The sequence below is a fragment of the Amycolatopsis dendrobii genome, from assembly GCF_014145675.1.
GTDB lineage: Bacteria > Actinomycetota > Actinomycetes > Mycobacteriales > Pseudonocardiaceae > Amycolatopsis > Amycolatopsis dendrobii.
Window position 1 is genome coordinate 824,419 of the sequence record NZ_JACGZW010000001.1, and the last position, 17,295, is coordinate 841,713.

The following is a 17,295-nucleotide window of genomic DNA, read 5'->3' on the forward strand; positions in this document are numbered from 1 at the left end:
GAACAATGAGGTTCATTCGAGGAATCCGCACCGTCGCCGCGACGGCCGGGGCCGCCGTGCTCGCGTTCGGCGCCGCCGCCTGCGGGTCCAGTGCGAAGACCGTCGACCAGCAGGCGGGCGGGTCCGCCGGCGCGCTGGTCGGCGTGACGATGCCGACGAAATCGTCCGAACGCTGGATCCACGACGGGGACAACATCAAGGCCGCGCTGGAGAAGCTCGGCTACCAGGTCGACCTGCAGTACGCCGAGAACGACATCCCCACCCAGGTCAACCAGATCGAGAACCAGCTGACCAAGGGCGCGAAACTGCTGGTCGTCGCCTCGATCGACGGCACCGCGCTCACCACGCAACTGCAGGAGGCCGCCGACCGCAAGGTCCCGGTGATCGCCTACGACCGGCTCATCCGCAACTCCCCCGCGGTCGACTACTACGCCACCTTCGACAACTTCAAGGTCGGTGTCGAACAGGCGAACTCGCTGCTCAAGGGCCTCGGCGACGGACCCGGTCCGTTCAACATCGAACTGTTCGGCGGATCGCCGGACGACAACAACGCGACCTTCTTCTACAACGGCGCCATGTCGGTGCTCAAGCCGCTGATCGCCAGCAAGAAGCTGGTTGTGAAGAGCGGCCAGGTCGACTTCGCGCCGACCGCGATCCTGCGCTGGGACCCGGCGACCGCGCAGCGCCGGATGGAAGACCTGCTCACCAAGACCTACACCGGCGGCGCGAAGGTCCAGGGCGTGCTCTCCCCGTACGACGGCCTGTCGATCGGGATCCTGTCCGCGCTCAAGAGCAACGGCTACGGCACCGCCGGACAGCCCTACCCGGTGGTCACCGGACAGGACGCCGAAGTCGCGTCGGTCAAGTCCATCATCGCGGGCGAGCAGTACTCCACCGTGTTCAAGGACACCCGCAAACTCGCCGACGTCACGGTGAAAATGGCCGACTCCGTCCTCAAAGGACAGAAGCCCGCGGTCAACAACACCACCGACTACGACAACGGCAAGAAGGTCGTCCCGGCCCAGCTGCTGCAGCCGGTCGTCGTGGACAAGTCCAACTATCGGAAGGAACTGCTCGAATCCGGCTACTACACGGCGGGCCAGCTGAAATGACCGAACTGCTCGGCATGCGCGGGATCACCAAGACCTTCCCCGGCGTCACCGCGCTGTCCGACGTCACGCTCTCGGTGCGGCGCGGGGAGATCCACGCCGTCTGCGGCGAGAACGGCGCCGGGAAATCCACTCTGATGAAGATCCTGTCCGGCGTCCACCCGCACGGCAGCTACGACGGCGAGATCACCTTCGACGGTCAGGCCTGCGCGTTCGGGTCCATCCGCGACAGCGAACGCCGCGGGATCGTGATCATCCACCAGGAACTCGCGCTGTGCGCGCAGCTTTCGATCGCCGAGAACATCTTCCTTGGCAACGAGCGGGCCAAGCGCGGCTGGGTCGACTGGAACCGGACCAATCACGAGGCCGCCGACCTGCTGCGCCGGGTCGGCCTGCGGGAGAACGCCGTCACGCCGGTGCGCGAACTCGGCGTGGGCAAACAGCAACTGGTCGAAATCGCCAAAGCTCTGTCCAAGCGCGTCAAACTGCTCATTCTCGACGAGCCGACCGCGGCGCTCAACGACGACGATTCGGCGCATCTGCTCGGGTTGCTGCGCGAATTGCGCGACGACGGCGTCACCTGTGTGATCATCTCGCACAAGCTCGGCGAGGTCACCGCGATCGCCGACACCGTCACGATCCTGCGCGACGGCAAGACCATCGAAACGCTCAACGCGGCCGGGCTGAGCGAGGAACGCATCATCACCGGAATGGTCGGGCGCGACCTCGAACACCGGTTCCCGCCGCGGGAACCGGACATCGGCGACGAGGTGCTCCGGATCGAGGACTGGACCGTGCACAGCCCGAGCCAGCCCGGCCGGATCGTGGTGGACGGGGCGAACCTGACGTTGCGCCGCGGCGAGATCGTCGGGCTCGCCGGGCTGATGGGCGCGGGCCGCACCGAACTCGCGATGAGCGTCTTCGGCCGGTCCTACGGCACGAACATCTCGGGCCGGCTGGTCAAGGACGGCAAGGAGGTCACGCTGCGGTCCGTCCGCGACGCCATCCGCAACGGCATCGCCTACGCCACCGAAGACCGGAAGCTGTACGGGCTCAACCTGATCGACGACATCCAGCGCAACACCTCCGCGGCCGGGCTGCCCGCGCTCTCGCGCCGCGGCTGGGTGAACGAGCACACCGAACACGACGTCGCGACCCGGTTCCACCGCGACCTCCGGATCAAGGCGCCGTCGGTGCGCAGCGTCACCGGCAAGCTGTCCGGCGGCAACCAGCAGAAGGTCGTGCTGGCCAAGTGGATCTTCACCGACCCGGACGTGCTCATCCTCGACGAGCCCACCCGCGGCATCGACGTCGGCGCGAAATACGAGATCTACACGATCGTCAACGAGATGGCCGCGCAAGGGAAAGCGGTCCTCGTCATCTCGTCGGAACTGCCCGAACTGCTCGGCCTCTGCGACCGCATCTACACGCTTTCCGCGGGCCGGATCACCGGCGAGGTCGCCCGCGCCGACGCCACCCAGGAACTGCTCATGCGACACATGACGAAGGAATGGCCATGACCACCGCCAACCCCGTGCGGCCGGCCGATCCGGCCGCCCCGCCCGCCGGGCGCAGCCCCCGGCGGATCTCGATCAACCTCCGCCAGAGCGGCATCTACGTCGCCTTCGCGCTGATCGTGGTCCTGTTCGAGGTGATCACCGGCGGCGCGCTGCTCGAACCGCAGAACATCTCGAACATCATCGTGCAGAACTCCTACGTGCTGATCCTCGCCATCGGGATGATCCTGGTGATCATCTCCGGGCACATCGACCTGTCCGCGGGCTCGGTCGTGGCGATGACCGGCGCGGTCGCCGCGGTCCTCACGGTCAATCTCGGGCTGCCCTGGCCGCTCGCGGTCGTGCTGACCCTCGTCGTCGGCGCGGTGATCGGGGCCTGGCAGGGATACTGGGTCGCGTACTTCGGCATCCCCGCGTTCATCGTGACGCTGGCCGGGATGCTCGCCTTCCGCGCGCTCACTCTCACCGTGCTCGGCAACCAGGGCATCGGTCCCTTCCCCGACGCGATCCGCACCCTGTCCAACGGCTTCACCGGCGGTTACCTCGGCAACATCGGACTCGGTCCGCTCGGCGGCGCCGACCTCGTCAGCCTGCTCGCCGGGGTCGTCGTGGTCGCCGGAATCGTGCTGACGCAATGGCGCAAACGCGCCGCACGGCTCGGCTACGGCCAGGAAGTCGATCCGTTCCCGCTGTTCGTGCTGAAGATCGCCGTCGCCGCCGCGCTGGTGCTCGCCGTGGTCGTGCAGCTGGCCCGGTTCCGCAATCTGCCCTGGGTCCTCGTCCTGCTCGCGGTGCTTGTGCTCGGCTACTCCCTCGTCGCCGGGAAATCGGTGTTCGGCAGGCACGTCTACGCCATCGGCGGGAACCTCCAGGCCGCGACCCTGTCCGGGGTCAAGGTCAAATCCGTGACGTTCTGGGTCTTCGTCAACATGGGCGTCCTCGCCGCGCTCGCCGGCATCATCTTCGCCGGACGGCTCAACCAGGCGGGGCCCACCGCGGGCGTCAACTTCGAACTCGACGCCATCGCCGCCGCGTTCATCGGCGGCGCGGCGGTCCAGGGCGGGGTCGGCAAGGTGGTCGGAGCCATCACCGGCGGCCTGATCATGGCGGTCATCAACAACGGAATGTCCTTGATCGGGGCGCCCAGCGAACGCGTCATGCTGGTCAAAGGCACCGTCCTGCTCGCCGCGGTCGCGTACGACATCTGGACCAAGCGCCGCGCCGCGGCTCGCTGACCCGGGGCTGGCTGGCGGGCGACCCGCCAGCCGCTTCGGCGGTCTTGCCTGCCCGCGGGATTTTCCCTGCCCCACAGCCAAAGCGCTATATCAGTAGCAGCAGCATCCCCCGGCAGCATAGGATTCCGGCGCGGGGAACGACATGGAGTAGATCAGCGGCAGATCGCCTGGCTCGGGACCGGGAAGGCGCGGGTTCGAGTCCCGCCTCCATGTCCATCCCCCGCCTCTTGGAGTAGTTCAGCAGGCAGAACACCCGGCTGTTCCCCGGGAAGGCGCAGGTTCGAATCCTGCCTCCAAGTCTTGACCACCGGGGGGAATCCACATGGGACACACCGCGTCGCCGACGTACGCCTACGGGCAGCTCCAGCGAGCCGTCCGCACCGCCCTGTCCGCGAAGGACGGCGCGACCCGCAAGCGGGCGCAGGCGAAAGCCAGCCAGTGGCAGGACGTCCTCACCGGCATGGCCGCCGGTTCCCTGCGGATCGGCTCGCGGACTCCGGTCGCGGACACTCCGGCATGGATCACCCTCGAGGTCGTGCACGGCGGGTTCGCCACCGGGCGGTTCCTGGCCGAGGTCCCGCTGTCTCCGGAGGAAGCAGCGCTGTCGGGCACGAACGACCGCGAGCGGCTCAACCTCTGGTACCTCACCGACGGCGGGCTCGCCACGCTGCGGGGCATGCTCGCCACCGAGTCCTACCGGATCGAAGTTCCGGAGGACGCCGCGCTGCCGACCGTGGCGTGGCTGCTGGAGCACGGGCACGCCGAATCCGCGCTCGACTTGATCGAGGAGCTTCGTCCGTACTTCCATCGCTTGCGCCTCGCCCCGCTGCCCGGCGCGGCGCCGCGACCGGCTGGCGCGTCGGTTCGGCTGAGCACCGTCGGCGAAGTCCGGGAATCGCTGCGGTCGGCGAGCACCCCGCCCGCGGTCGCGGCAATGCTCGAAACGCTCAAGGTCTGGCATCCGCTGTTCGACCGGCTGGTCGCGCTGTGGTGCGACACCGTCGAAGGCGACCTGCCGCGGCTGGACGAAACCGGCGTCACCGGCGGCTGGCCGTGCCGCACCTGGCCGCGGGACTGGCAGCAGCGCCGCGGCGAATGGCTCGCGGACTATGCGAGCGCGAGCGCCCAGCACACCGCGTCGACCGCGCACGCGCACCCGAAGAGCAACTTCGCCCGGCTGCATCGCGCGTTGCTGGCGTGCGAGCACGACAGCACGGAACTGACCGGCCGGGACGTCGGCTGGATCCGCCGTGCCCTGGCGAACACGATCACCAAGCACGGCGAGCCGGACTCGGAACCGCGCGCAGCACTCCGGGCGCTGCAAGCCTCGGTCGCCGCACGGCCCATCCACGCCGAACTCGCCGCCGCGATGGTCGAACGGCTGGACCGCTTCCCGGCCGACGGCGGGCTGCCGTCGATCGAGCCGGTCGCGGAGGACGCTCCGGCGCACCTGGTCGCCAAGGTCGCCCGCGCGCTGGAGGCGCCGATCGAGGAGCTGGTCGCGCGGAAGGTGATCACTTCGGCCGACGTCCTCGCGACGGTCCTGCCGCAGATCACCGCGCAACTGCTGGCCGCGAACTTCGACGACGAGCAGCTTTCGACGCTCTACGCCCAGACCTACGCGGCCTTCCGCCGCCGGCGCGGCTTGCTGCTGCTCGACCTGGAAAACCAGGTCCGGATCGAGGAACTGCCCTGGGTCCACGCGATCGACCCGCTGCGAGCGCGGCGTCCAGACGCCACCCGGGCGGCCCGCCAGACCCTCGACCAGACAGTCTTGCTCGCGCTCACCGCGTTCCCGCAGGCGATCCTGCCGAACACGCTGGTGCGCGAACTCGGCGCGCTGGCGAAACAGGCCGGGATGCCGATGCCGCTGGTGGAGGAGGTCGCCGCGGACATCTTCATGGGTACGTTCACCGCGAAATGGCGCACGGCAGCAGAATTCGCGAGCCGCACGATGGCGGGCACGGTCTACGCCCGCTACTACGACCTGCCGGAGTCCTGGGCGTCGGCACCACGCCCGCGCCCGTTCCGCGCGCTCGCCAAGCGCACCGCCGACGACTTCGCCGACGTGTGCGTGGCCCGAGCCGGCGGAGCGCGGCCGTCGTGGCGCTTCCGTTCGGTCGCCGTGAACGGCACCGTGCTGGAACAGAGCCAGATTCTCACCACGCAGAATCTGGCAGTCCTGGTGCACACGCTCGATCTGCGGGACCGGCTCCAGGCAGCGGCGCCCGAACTGGCCGCACAGTCGTTGACGTGGACGGTGACCCGGCTGGCGACCCGCACCGACCATCACCACGCAGCCCTGCAAGCGGTCAAGAACGCCGCCTACGCCTGGCGGCAGGCGCTGTTCTTTTTGAGCTTCTGCGACGAAGACGCTCAGCGCGCGACCGTCCGCCGGCTCGCCGAGCAGGTGGCCCGCGCGGGCCTGGCCGAACGGTTCGCCCCGGCAGTGAACGGCTTGGCGCACGTCGTGGAAGGCGGCCGGTTCACGGCGGACGGCCGGACGGACGACGGAGCAGGACGGCGTTTCCTCGGCTGGACCACGGGCAAGCACTGGTGCCTGCCCGTGGTCCGGAAGAAGGGTTCAGCGGGCCTGTGACGGCGGGTGCCCGTAGCGATTCCTGAACGCCGCAGCGAACCGGCTGGCGCTCGAGAATCCCCACCGGGCCGCGATCTCGCTGACCGACAGCTCGTGGTGCGCTTCGAGATCCGCGCGGGCATGCTGCAACCGCACCCCGACGAGATGCTCGGTAGGCGTGCATCCGACCCAGTCCCGGAAGCTCTCCTGCAACCGGCGGACCGTCGTCCCGGCGACGGCCGCCATTTCCGCCGCCGTCCACGCCCGGGCCGGATCGGCGCGGACGGCCTCGACCACCCGCGTGATCGCCCGCGGCCGCGGCGCCGGGACGCGGCCGGAATCCGGGCAGCCGGCCAGGAGAAACCCGGCCGCGACCGCGCCGGCCAGTTGTTCCCGCACGATCGGCTGGTCGCTGAACAACGAGCCGTCGCGCATCTGCGACGACAGCCCGGCGACGAGATGCCGCCAGTCGCGCGCCGGACCGTGCTCAAGAGGTAACTGGTCCGGAAGCGCACCGGCCACCCGGACGGTCCCGGCGCCGAGCACCCGTTCGGCCTCGCGGTCCAGCCAGTCCCGGTCGAATTTGACGCCCAGCACGGTGCAGGTCGCGTCCCAGTGGGTGATCAGCGACGGCGTGTCGGCCCGGAAGACCGTCGCCTGCCCCGGCACCGACGTCACCGACCCGTGCCTGGCGCGGCTGGCGAGGTGGCCGGTCAGCGGCAGATTGACCTCGTACGCGGAGGGGTAGTCGCAGGCGATCTCGACGTCGGCTCCCCATCCGACGTATCCGATCAGCACCGGGCCGAGGTCGAGCGTCCGCAGGGTCAGCCGCGGTTCGCGGCCGGCGCGCAGCGGCGTCAGCTGATGCGGAAAGTAGGCGTCGGCCACCGACTTCGAGACTCGCTCCCAGTCCCGCGGCGCCGCACCACGGCGTGCGGACATGGACGCATGCTAGCTGATCAGCGGCGACGTGCCGGATTCGTCGCGCGATCCGTACCGGATCCGCGCTTAGCGTGTCGTGGGCCCGGCCGGCGCGGACCTACCTTCGCCCCACCACGCACGAAGGAGGCCGCGTCAATGACGACGAACAGCACCACCGTCCCGGACCTTTCCTGGATCGGCGACATCACCATGGCCCAGCTGGAACGCAATCCGTACGAGCCCTACGAACGGCTGCGCCGCGAGGCCCCGCTGGCGTACGTGCCGGTGCTCGGCTCATATGTGGCGACGACAGCGGAGATCTGCCGCGAGATCGCCACCAGCCCCGATTTCGAAGCCGTCATCACCCCGGCGGGCGGGCGCACCTTCGGCCATCCGGCGATCATCGGGGTCAACGGCGACATCCACGCCGACCTGCGTTCGATGGTCGAGCCCGCGCTGCAGCCCGTCGAGGTCGACCGGTGGATCGACGACCTCGTCCGCCCCATCGCCCGCCGCTACCTCGAGAAGTTCGAGAACGACGGCCGCGCGGAACTCGTGTCCCAGTACTGCGAGCCGGTCAGCGTCCGCTCTCTCGGCGATCTTCTGGGGCTGCAGGACGTCAGCTCGGACAAACTGCGCGAATGGTTCGCGAAACTGAGCCGGTCCTTCACCAACGCGGCCATGACCGAGGACGGCGAATTCGCCAACCCGGAAGGCTTCGTCCAGGGCGACGAGGCGAAGGCCGAGATCCAGGCGACCGTCGACCCGCTGATCGACAAGTGGATCGTCGAGCCCGCCGACACCGCGATCTCGCACTGGCTGCACGACGGGATGCCGCCGGGCAAAACCCGCGACCGCGAGTACATCTACCCGACGATCTACGTGTACTTGCTCGGCGCGATGCAGGAACCGGGCCACGGCATGGCCTCGACCCTGACCGGCCTGTTCAGCGAACCCGACCAGCTCGAGCAGGCGGTGGACGACCCGGCGCTGATCCCCCGCGCGATCTCCGAGGGGATGCGCTGGACCTCGCCGATCTGGTCGGCCACCGCGCGCATCTCGACCAAGGCGGTCACCGTCGCCGGGGTCGGCCTGCCCGCGGGCACGCCGGTGATCCTGTCCTACGGATCGGCCAACCACGACACCGGCGTCTACGAGGCCCCGACCCGCTACGACCTGCACCGTCCTCCGCTGCCGCACCTGGCGTTCGGCGCCGGGAACCACGCCTGCGCCGGGATCTACTTCGCCAACCACGTCATGCGGATCGCGCTGGAGGAACTGTTCGAGTCGATTCCGAATCTCGAGCGCGACACCTCCTCGGACGTCGAGTTCTGGGGCTGGGGCTTCCGCGGGCCGACGTCGCTGCACGTCGCCTGGGAGGCCTGACATGTCGTTCACCGCGACCGTCGGCGGCCGGGAAGTGCCGTGCGGGCAAGACCAGCCGATGCTCGACGCCTTCCTCCGCGCCGGCGTCTGGATGCCGAACTCGTGCAACCAGGGCACCTGCGGCACCTGCAAACTGCGCGTGGTCGACGGCGCTGTCGACCACTGCGACTCCCCCGCCGACACCCTGACCGAGGACGAGCGGGCGGCGGGCCTCGCACTGGCCTGCCAGGCCCGGCTCCGCTCGAACGTCGTCGTCGAAACCGCGAGCGGCGGCGGCCGGGCCACGCACCCGCTGCGCGACCTCACCGCGACCGTCCGCGAAATCCAGGACATCGCCCGCGACACCCGGCGATTGCGGCTCGGCCTGCCCGAACCGCTGGCGTTCAACGCGGGCCAGTACGTCGAGCTCACCGTGCCCGGCACCGGCGTGCGCCGCCAGTACTCGCTGGTCAACACCGCCGACGAGGACAAAGTCCTGGAGCTGCACGTCCGTTTGGTGCCCGGCGGGGCGGCGACCGAGCAGTGGATCTTCGCTGGGCTCGCCGTCGGAGAGCAGGTTCAGGTCACCGGCCCGCTCGGCGACTTCTTCCTGCCGCCTGCCGAGGAGGACGACGGCGGCCCGATGGCGCTCATCGGCGGCGGCACCGGGCTCGCCCCGCTGATCGGCCTCGCCCGCACCGCGCTTTCCCGGGATCCGAACCGGAAAGTGGTGCTGTATCACGGGGTTCGCGGCGCGGCCGATCTCTACGACCTCGACCTGATGGCCGAACTCGCCGACAGCTACCCGGGTTTCTCGTTCCTTCCGGTGCTGTCGCACGAACCCGGGAACAGCAAGCACCGCACCGGTTTCCCGACCGACCGGTTCCTCGACGACGTCCCCAGCGCCCGCGGCTGGTCGGGCTGGCTCTGCGGGCCGCCGCCGATGGTCGACGCCGGGGTGAAGGCGTTCAAACGCCGCCGCATGGCGCCGCGCATGATCCACCGGGAGAACTTCACCCCGGCCGCGCCCTGACCGGCGCGGTCGGGACTGCAACGGCCGGTTCGGTTCGTCCTCGGCGCAGCTGATCAGCAGCTGCGCCGTGTGCGCGATGTGGTCGCGAAGCCGTTCGGCCGCCAGCGCCTGCACATCTTCTCGCCCCGGACTACGGCGACGCGGACGCCGGTCGCTACCCCTGGTCGCGAACCACCCCGGCCGCCTAGAGGTCGATGACGACCTTGCCGTGCACGTGCCGCCCCGCCTGAAGCTCGACCGCGGTCTGGATCTCCTCGACCGGAAAGCTCGCCGCGATCGGCACCCGGAGCTGTCCCGCCGCCACCAGACCGGCGATCTCCTCGATGGCTCCGGGCGCTGCGTTGGCGCCGTTCGCCGGAGTGATCCCGTCGATCTGGCCCGCAATGGTGGTGATGCGTCCGTCCGGCACGCCGAGTTCGCGGGCCGCCTGCGCCGTTTCCGCCCCGTGCAGATCCATCGCGGCGGTGACGCCGGCGGGAGCCAACGCACGGACCCGGTCGACCAGGCCCTCGCCATACGCGACCGGCTCAGCCCCCAGCGCTTGCAGCGCCTCGGCCGAGGACGCCGACCCCGTCCCGATCACTCGCGCACCGGCAAGGCGTGCGAGCTGGACCGCGAACACGCCGACCCCGCCTCCGGCGCCGCCGACGAGCACCGTGTCGCCCGGGCCCGGACTGACCACCGCCAGCGCCGCAGCCGCCGTGCAGCCCGCGATCGCAAGCGCGGCTGCGGTGCGGTCGTCGACACCGTCCGGAGTGCGGTGCGCCTCGCCGCCCACCGCGATGGTCCCGGCGACGTCCACGACGACATAGTCAGCCACCGCACGGGACAGCGCGCCGCCGAAGACGCGGTCGCCGACCGCGAACTCGCTTACTCCGTCGCCGATCTGGTCGACGGTCCCGGCGTAGTCGGTCCCGAATCCGCACGGCAGGCTGAGCCCGAACCGCGCGGCGGTCTCCGAGTCCGAGGTCATGAACCAGTCCATCGGGTTCAGCCCAGCCGCGGCCACCCGTACGCGAATCTGCCCCGGACCAGCCTGCGGCACCGGCACTTCGCGGACGCGCAACGACTCCGGACCGCCGAACGCCTCGAATCGCACCGCCCGGCTCGCTTCTTTCCCGCTCATCTGTCTCCTCGGGGTCAGGTAAACGGACTATGCTCCGTTTACATCCTCGAAGCTAGCACAAGTGGAGCGTGATCCGTTTTGGCCGCCGCGAAGACCCCCCGGGCAGACGCGACCCGCAACCGCCAGCAGTTGCTGGACGTCGCGACCCGCTTGTTCGCAGCGGCCGGGACCGAGCCCTCGATGCGCGCGATCGCCGCCGAGGCCGGAGTCGGCATCGCCACCCTCTACCGGCACTTCCCCACCCGCGAGTCGCTCGTCGACGCGGTCTACCAAGACCAGGTCTCGCGCCTCACCGCCGGAGCCAAGGACCTGCTCGCGGAACTCGGCCCGGCCGCGGCGCTGCGCCGCTGGATGGACTTGTTCGGGGACTGGATCGCGACCAAGAACGGAATGCTCGAGACGCTGCTCGCGATGGTCGAGTCGGGCGAGATCGCCCACGCCCGCACCCGAACCGAACTGCTCGCGGCCATCGACGGCCTCCTCGAAGCAGGCCGCAGCAGTGGCGAACTCCGCGGCGATGTCCCTGCCGAAGACATCGCGGCAGCGCTCATCGGCATCTTCACCGTGGCCGGTTCCGCCGAACACAAGGCAATGGCGGCCCGGCTGCTGGACCTTCTGCTGGACGGACTCCGCGTTTCCGCCTAGGGCAGCCCCGCCGAGGTCCGGCCGGTCGCGCTCACCGCCGCCGGCTCCAGCGCGCTCAGCACCGACTGGTGCGTGATCCACCCGGTCAGCTCATCGCCGCCGGTCAGCACCGGAAGACCGGTTCCCGGAGCTTGGGCGAGTGCGTCCAGCGCGTCGGCGAGCGTGGAATCGCTCGTCACCAGCGGCGGCAACTCGGCGAGGTCTCCCACCTGGCCCGACTGGTCCTCGGCGACCGCCTCGGCGACCGCGCGGGCGGTGGCGCAGCCCTGGTAGCGGCCCTCCTCGTCGATCACCGGGAGGATTCCGTGGCCGGACAATGCGAGTGCGTGCGCGGCCAGTTCCAGCGGCAGGTCCGCGCTCAGCGGCTCCGGCAGCGGTTCGGTGACCGCGGCGACCTTCGTGCCCGCCAGCCGTTGCGCGGAGGGGTGTTTGTCCAGGTCGATGCCGCGGCGGCGCAGTTTCAGCGTGTAGATCGTGTCCCGGCTCAGCGCGCGGCTCACGGCGGTCGCGATCACGATGGCGGTCAGCATCGGCAGGATCACCGAATACTGGCCGGTCAGCTCGAACAGCACGATCACCGCCGTGATCGGGGCCCGCGCCGAACCCGCGAACGCCGCACCCATCCCGATCAGCCCGTACACCCCCGGCGACGCCGTCACCGACGGAAACCACGTATGCACAGCGATCCCGAACGCGGTGCCGGCCATCGCGCCGATGAACAGCGACGGCGCGAACACCCCGCCCGAGCCGCCGATCCCGATCGTCAGACTGGTCGCCACGATCTTCCCCAGCATCAGAACCAGCAGGAACCCGAGGACGTACTTGCCCTCGACCGCGTTCTGCAGCACCGGATAGCCCACCCCGTACATCTGCGGCAGCAGAAGCAGCAACCCGCCGAGGAACACCCCGCCCACCGCCGGGCGCAGCCACTCCGGGCCCCGCCACAGCCGGTCGCACAGATCCTCGATCCAGTACAACACCCTGGTGAACAGCACTCCGCACGCACCGACCACCAAGCCGAGCGCCACGAACAGCAGATACTCCACCGGATTCCGCAGCGTGAACGGCGGCAGATCCAAAAACGGCGCGTTCCCCAGCACCGCACGCCCGACGACGCTCGCCGTCACGCTCGCGAGCACCACCGCACCGAACGACTCCGCCGCGAAATCGCGGAGAATCAGTTCCATCGCGAAGAACGGACCGGCCAGCGGCGCGTTGAACGTCGCCGCGATCCCGCCCGCCGCACCGCACGCCACCAGCACCCGCAGCCGCGACTCCGGCAGCCGCGCCGCCCGTCCCAGCGCCGAGCCCAGCGCGGACCCGATCTGCACGATCGGGCCTTCCCGGCCCACCGAACCGCCGGACCCGATCGTCAACGCCGACGCCAGCGCCTTCACCACGCTCACCTGCACCGGAATCCGCCCGCCCCGCTCGGCCACGGCGTACATCACCTCCGGCACCCCGTGCCCGCGCGCCTCCGGGGCGAACCGGTAGACCAGCGGCCCGTAAACCAAGCCCGCGATCACCGGGGCCAGCAGCAGGAACCAGGGGCCCAGCGCCGGGAACCACGAATGCGCCGCACGCCCGGCGTCCGAATAGTCCGCATGCCCGGAGAACACGTGCGTGAACGTGGTGATCAACCACCGGAACACCACCGCGCCCAAACCCGCGCCCGCCCCGATCAGCACCGCCAGCCCGACCAGCCCGGCCCGGCTCTCCCGCACCCACCGGCCCACCGGCTGGCGCACCGGCACGACCAGCCCGCGTTTCCCCGCACTCTCACCCGACGACATTGATGCAGTATGCAACAATTGCGCACGGACATGGTTGCGGGATCGCTCACACCGGACCGGGCGGCAAGGACATTTTTCGGCAGCGGTGCGCGGCTCCCTGTCCGCAGAAGTCCGCGAGGGCGCCTGATCCCTGCGCCCGGAACTTAAGCCGCGGCGTTTCCGCTCGACTACCGTCCACAACGGCCCCAAATGGTCGGCGAAATGCCCGATCCGCCCGTATATCCGGCTTAGTAGAGACGTGAGGGGAATCCTTGCGTACTCAGAGTTCCTCAGGGTTCCCTTCACATACTTCGCCGAGCCACCGCGGTCCCGACAGGCCCTGCGAGCTGGACAGCCACGCCTCACAGCGAACAGCGCTCGCGCCCGCGGACGGCGGATCAGAAGACGAAGTAGCGCAACCACAGGTACGGCGCGGCGACGAGCACGGTGATCACCGTGACGACCGCGCCCTTCTTCGTGAACTCCCAGAACGAGATCGGCGCGCCCGTCCGGGCGGCGAGACCCAGCACGACCACGTTCGCACTGGCCCCGACCGCGGTCATGTTGCCGCCGAAGTCCGCGCCCAGCGCCAGGGACCACCACAGCGCCTCGGAATGCGCGGGGTCCGGGATGTCGTGGGTGAGCGCGAGCACGAGCGGGCTCATCGTTGCCACGTAAGGGATGTTGTCGATGACGCCGGACAGCAGCGCGGACACCCCGAGGATCAGGAACACCGCCAGCAGCGCGTTCCCGCCGGTGGCGCCAGCGGTGAGCTTCGCGAGCCAGTCGATCACACCGGTCTTGACCAGCGCCCCGATCATGATGAACAGGCCGGCGAAGAACAGCAGGGTTTCCCATTCGACGCCGTCCAGGTACTGCTTCGGCGGCGTGCCCGACAGCAGCACGAGCAGGCCCGCGCCGAGCAGCGCGACCACCGACGGGTCCAGGTGCACCACCGAATGCAGCACGAACCCCGCGAACACCAGCAGCAGCACGGCGCCGGACTTGATCAGCAGCTTCGGCTGCCGGATCGCTTCGCGTTCGTTCAGCGCCATGACGTCGGCGACCCGCTGCGGGTCGACGGTGAACGAACCGCGGAACAGCCACGGCAGCACCAGCCCCAGCACGACGAGTTCGAGCGCGACGATCGGCGCGAGGTTGAGCAGGAAGTCGTTGAACGCCAGGCCCGCGCGGCTGCCGATGATGATGTTCGGCGGGTCGCCGATCAGGGTCGCGGTGCCGCCGATGTTGGAAGCCAGCACCTCGGCGATCAGGAAGGGCACCGGGCTGATGTCGAGCCGGTCGCACACCAGCAGCGTCACCGGCGCGATCAGCAGCACCGTGGTCACGTTGTCCAGGAACGCCGAGGCGACCGCGGTGATCAGCACCAGCAGCAGCATGATCCGCAGCGGCGACCCCTTGGCGCGCTTGGCCGCCCAGATCGCGACGAACTCGAACACTCCGGTGCGGCGCAGGATCCCGACAATGATCATCATGCCGAGCAGCAGGAACAGCACGTTCCAGTCGACGCCGGTGTCCTCGGAGAAGAACGCGTCGGCCGACCCGCTGACCCCGGTCGCGAGCACCACGCCCGCCCCGGCCAGCGCGGCCGTCATTTTCGGGATCTTCTCGGTCGCGATGAAAACGTAGGCCACCACGAACACGACGACCGCGATGACCGTGCTCATCGGCGGACCGCCGGGATCAGCGAGGCGTCAACGCGTGCTCCAGCAGCCGCGACGCGGACACCACGCCCAGCAGCGTCCGGTCCCGCATGACCGCCACGAGCGGACACCGCAGCCGGGCCATCGTCGCGGCGACCTCCACGATCGTGTCGTCCGCGTCCACCCTCGGCAGCTCGCGCGGTTCGCCGGGCAGCAGCTCGCGCACGGTCCGCCCGCCGAGTTTGTCCGCGACCCGGTCCGCCATCGACTCGCTGAGCACCCCGGCCAGCGACGGATCGTCGCGCACATAAGGCGGAACCAGGAACTGCACGACGTCGGAGGCGGGCAGCACCGTGTGCGGACACCCGGACGCTTCCGTCACCACCAGCCCGGGCAACCGGTGCTCGGCGAGCAGGCGCGCGGCCGCCAGCGCGTCCGAATCGAGGTCGACGACCGGGAACTCCTCGGCCAGCTCCGCTGCGCGCATGCCCCCAGGCTACGACGAGCCGGGCGGCTCCGCCGGAACTCATGATTTCTTTCCTTTCTCTTTGCGGTCGCCGCCCGCGCTCGCCGGACGGCCGGTAGGCAGCTTGTCCGGCGGCTCGATCCGCAGCAGTCTCGCGATCGGCACGTCGGTGGAGGAATGCAGCACGATCGAGAGCGCGATCGTCACCGCGACCAGATCGAACACCAGCTCGCTGTCGGCGATCCCGGACTGCAGCGCCAGCAGCCCGTACACCACCGACGCGAACCCTTTCGGCCCGAACCACGCGGCGGTCGCGCGTTCGCGTCCCGACATCGGAGTCCGCAGCAGCGACAGCGCCAGCGCCGCGGGCCGCACCAGAACGATGGCCAGCACCGCGAGCACCCACGCGCCGACGCTCAAGTGCGAGAGCCGGTCCGGCGTGATCAGCGCGCCGAACACCAGCAGCGCGGCGAACTTCGTGATCTCCGAAAGCAGGTCCCCCAGCGGCTCGAAGTGCTCGGCCGCTGTCTTGTCCACAGTGGCCAGTGTGGAGCCGGCCGCGAACGCCGCCAGATAAGGATTCGCGTCGGTCAGGTGGCACGCCGCGTAAAGCAGCACCGCGACCGCCAGCGGACCGAGCGCCTGCAGCCGCGGCTCGGCGGTCAGCACCCGCAGCCGCCACGCGAGAGCGACCAGCGCGGGAATCGCTATCCCCAGCACCAATCCCAGCACCAGCTCGAACACGACCGTGCCCAGATCCGACGACGTGTGCGTCGCGGTCGCCAGGAAGATCAGCACGAACGGCAGCGCGAGCCCGTCGTTCAGCCCGGACTCCACGTTCAGCAGCCGCCGCAGCCGCAACGGCACGTCGTCGCGGCCCACGATCGCCGCCGCGAACACCGGGTCGGTCGGCGAGAGGATCGCGCCCAGCAGCAACGACGTCGGCCAGTCCAGTCCGACCAGGAAATGCGCGGGCACCGCGATGCCCACCATCGTCAACGGCATCCCCAGCCCGAGCGCCCGCCCGGACAGCCGCCAGTTCTCCCGCAGCGCGGGCACGCTCGCCCGCTGGCCGTCGGTGAACAGCACCGTGAACAACGCGATGTCGGCGAGCGACGTGACCAGCGGATCCCGGGGCGCGATGTGGATCAGGCCGAACCCGCCGTCGCCCAGCAGAGCGCCCGCGAGCAGGAACAGCAACGCCGTCGACAGCACCGTCCGCGCGGCCACGCCGGACAGCGACACGCTGACCAGCAGCACCACGCCGAACGCCAGCACCAGCGCCATCGGACTCCCCGGGGGTCGGCTCGACCGCCCGTCGCCCGGCTGGGCACGGGCAGGCCGACCAGACTTCCCGGCACTCCACGCGTAAAGATGCCGCAAAGACCCGCCCCGGGCAAACCGAGGTCCCCTCGCGCGCGTCCGCCGACGACGGGACACGCGGAGCTACCGATCGCGGAGATAGTCCTCGTACACCCGGACCCAGACGTCCCAATCGGACAAAACGGCCGCGACCGCCAGGCCGCTCGCGGTAAGCCGCAACTCCGTGTCCGCACGGAGACCGGTGTCCCAGCTGCCCGCGTCGGCCCGGACGAGCGCGCCCTCCGCCGCCAGCGCGCGGACCGACCGCTCCAGCGTCCGGCGCGGCACCGTGCGGCGCAGGCGGGACAGGCACGCCGGACCGGTGAGAAGCGCGTCGATCACCTCCGCCGCGCCAGTGCGGCGAAGGATCCGCACGACGCGGTCGTCGACCATGGCGCGGGAGAGTAAGCACCCGCCGAACCCGCCGGTCCGACTTTGACGGATTTCTGACGCGCGTTAACGGAATCTCTACGGCCAGGCCGGGATCCTGACGAGATCCATA

At 69.9% G+C, this 17,295-nt stretch carries 14 protein-coding genes and 2 tRNA genes; 9 read left to right on the forward strand and 7 right to left on the reverse strand.

Going from position 1 to position 17,295, the window contains the following annotated elements:
* Window positions 1-5: 5 nt before the first annotated feature.
* The 6 genes from chvE (at window position 6) to H4281_RS03770 (ending at window position 6,460) form a co-directional block, all read left to right on the forward strand.
* Window positions 6-1,112 carry a multiple monosaccharide ABC transporter substrate-binding protein gene (gene chvE, locus H4281_RS03745; protein ID WP_182889438.1) on the forward strand — a complete coding sequence of 369 codons (1,107 nt, stop codon included), beginning with the start codon at window positions 6-8 and terminating at the stop codon, window positions 1,110-1,112.
* Window positions 1,109-2,629: a multiple monosaccharide ABC transporter ATP-binding protein gene (gene mmsA, locus H4281_RS03750; RefSeq protein WP_182889439.1), complete on the forward strand. Its 1,521-nt coding sequence runs from the start codon at window positions 1,109-1,111 to the stop codon at window positions 2,627-2,629. The genes chvE and mmsA overlap by 4 nt, the downstream gene beginning before the upstream one ends.
* A complete protein-coding gene (mmsB, locus tag H4281_RS03755; RefSeq protein WP_182889440.1) occupies window positions 2,626-3,861 on the forward strand; it encodes a multiple monosaccharide ABC transporter permease in 1,236 nt (411 codons plus the stop codon). The genes mmsA and mmsB overlap by 4 nt, the downstream gene beginning before the upstream one ends.
* A 141-nt stretch (window positions 3,862-4,002) precedes the next feature.
* Window positions 4,003-4,077, forward strand: a tRNA-Pro gene (locus H4281_RS03760).
* Between the two features lie 10 nt (window positions 4,078-4,087).
* Window positions 4,088-4,160, forward strand: a tRNA-Asn gene (locus H4281_RS03765).
* A gap of 23 nt (window positions 4,161-4,183) precedes the next feature.
* Window positions 4,184-6,460, forward strand: coding sequence for a hypothetical protein (locus H4281_RS03770; RefSeq protein ID WP_182889441.1), 2,277 nt, complete (start codon window positions 4,184-4,186; stop codon window positions 6,458-6,460).
* Here the strand turns inward: H4281_RS03770 and H4281_RS03775 are convergent.
* Complete coding sequence (locus H4281_RS03775) at window positions 6,446-7,381, reverse strand: AraC family transcriptional regulator (RefSeq protein WP_182889442.1); 936 nt, start codon at window positions 7,379-7,381, stop codon at window positions 6,446-6,448. The genes H4281_RS03770 and H4281_RS03775 overlap by 15 nt on opposite strands.
* Before the next feature lie 135 nt (window positions 7,382-7,516).
* Here H4281_RS03775 and H4281_RS03780 point away from each other — a divergent pair, with 135 nt between their 5' ends.
* Window positions 7,517-8,746, forward strand: coding sequence for a cytochrome P450 (locus H4281_RS03780; protein ID WP_182889443.1), 1,230 nt, complete (start codon window positions 7,517-7,519; stop codon window positions 8,744-8,746).
* Between the two features lies 1 nt (window position 8,747).
* Window positions 8,748-9,758 carry an FAD-binding oxidoreductase gene (locus H4281_RS03785; RefSeq protein WP_182889444.1) on the forward strand — a complete coding sequence of 337 codons (1,011 nt, stop codon included), beginning with the start codon at window positions 8,748-8,750 and terminating at the stop codon, window positions 9,756-9,758.
* A gap of 184 nt (window positions 9,759-9,942) precedes the next feature.
* Here the strand turns inward: H4281_RS03785 and H4281_RS03790 are convergent, their stop codons facing one another.
* Window positions 9,943-10,884 (reverse strand): NADP-dependent oxidoreductase, encoded by a 942-nt coding sequence (locus tag H4281_RS03790; RefSeq protein ID WP_182889445.1) that lies wholly within the window; start codon window positions 10,882-10,884, stop codon window positions 9,943-9,945.
* A gap of 78 nt (window positions 10,885-10,962) precedes the next feature.
* Between H4281_RS03790 and H4281_RS03795 the strand changes: the two genes are divergently transcribed.
* On the forward strand, window positions 10,963-11,529 hold the full coding sequence (locus tag H4281_RS03795; RefSeq protein WP_182889446.1) for a TetR/AcrR family transcriptional regulator: 567 nt from the start codon (window positions 10,963-10,965) through the stop codon (window positions 11,527-11,529).
* Here H4281_RS03795 and H4281_RS03800 read toward each other — a convergent pair.
* From H4281_RS03800 to H4281_RS03820, 5 genes are all read right to left on the reverse strand, one after another.
* Entirely contained in the window at window positions 11,526-13,322 is a 1,797-nt protein-coding gene (locus H4281_RS03800; protein ID WP_182889447.1) for a chloride channel protein, read from the reverse strand. The genes H4281_RS03795 and H4281_RS03800 overlap by 4 nt on opposite strands.
* 377 nt (window positions 13,323-13,699) lie before the next feature.
* Window positions 13,700-14,989 carry an ArsB/NhaD family transporter gene (locus tag H4281_RS03805; protein ID WP_182889448.1) on the reverse strand — a complete coding sequence of 430 codons (1,290 nt, stop codon included), beginning with the start codon at window positions 14,987-14,989 and terminating at the stop codon, window positions 13,700-13,702.
* A 16-nt stretch (window positions 14,990-15,005) separates the two neighbouring features.
* Window positions 15,006-15,452 (reverse strand): CBS domain-containing protein, encoded by a 447-nt coding sequence (locus H4281_RS03810; RefSeq protein WP_182889449.1) that lies wholly within the window; start codon window positions 15,450-15,452, stop codon window positions 15,006-15,008.
* A gap of 39 nt (window positions 15,453-15,491) precedes the next feature.
* Window positions 15,492-16,718, reverse strand: a complete 1,227-nt coding sequence (locus H4281_RS03815; RefSeq protein WP_182889450.1) for a cation:proton antiporter — start codon at window positions 16,716-16,718, stop codon at window positions 15,492-15,494.
* Between the two features lie 159 nt (window positions 16,719-16,877).
* Window positions 16,878-17,186 carry a hypothetical protein gene (locus H4281_RS03820; protein WP_182889451.1) on the reverse strand — a complete coding sequence of 103 codons (309 nt, stop codon included), beginning with the start codon at window positions 17,184-17,186 and terminating at the stop codon, window positions 16,878-16,880.
* Window positions 17,187-17,295: the final 109 nt, after the last annotated feature.

Coding starts and splice junctions, on each gene's coding strand:
- chvE (WP_182889438.1), top strand. CDS start 6: ATGAGGTTCATTCGAGGAATCCGCACCGTCGCCGCGACGGCCGGGGCC.
- mmsA (WP_182889439.1), top strand. CDS start 1,109: ATGACCGAACTGCTCGGCATGCGCGGGATCACCAAGACCTTCCCCGGC.
- mmsB (WP_182889440.1), top strand. CDS start 2,626: ATGACCACCGCCAACCCCGTGCGGCCGGCCGATCCGGCCGCCCCGCCC.
- H4281_RS03770 (WP_182889441.1), top strand. CDS start 4,184: ATGGGACACACCGCGTCGCCGACGTACGCCTACGGGCAGCTCCAGCGA.
- H4281_RS03775 (WP_182889442.1), bottom strand. CDS start 7,381: ATGTCCGCACGCCGTGGTGCGGCGCCGCGGGACTGGGAGCGAGTCTCG.
- H4281_RS03780 (WP_182889443.1), top strand. CDS start 7,517: ATGACGACGAACAGCACCACCGTCCCGGACCTTTCCTGGATCGGCGAC.
- H4281_RS03785 (WP_182889444.1), top strand. CDS start 8,748: ATGTCGTTCACCGCGACCGTCGGCGGCCGGGAAGTGCCGTGCGGGCAA.
- H4281_RS03790 (WP_182889445.1), bottom strand. CDS start 10,884: ATGAGCGGGAAAGAAGCGAGCCGGGCGGTGCGATTCGAGGCGTTCGGC.
- H4281_RS03800 (WP_182889447.1), bottom strand. CDS start 13,322: ATGTCGTCGGGTGAGAGTGCGGGGAAACGCGGGCTGGTCGTGCCGGTG.
- H4281_RS03805 (WP_182889448.1), bottom strand. CDS start 14,989: ATGAGCACGGTCATCGCGGTCGTCGTGTTCGTGGTGGCCTACGTTTTC.
- H4281_RS03810 (WP_182889449.1), bottom strand. CDS start 15,452: ATGCGCGCAGCGGAGCTGGCCGAGGAGTTCCCGGTCGTCGACCTCGAT.
- H4281_RS03815 (WP_182889450.1), bottom strand. CDS start 16,718: ATGGCGCTGGTGCTGGCGTTCGGCGTGGTGCTGCTGGTCAGCGTGTCG.
- H4281_RS03820 (WP_182889451.1), bottom strand. CDS start 17,186: ATGGTCGACGACCGCGTCGTGCGGATCCTTCGCCGCACTGGCGCGGCG.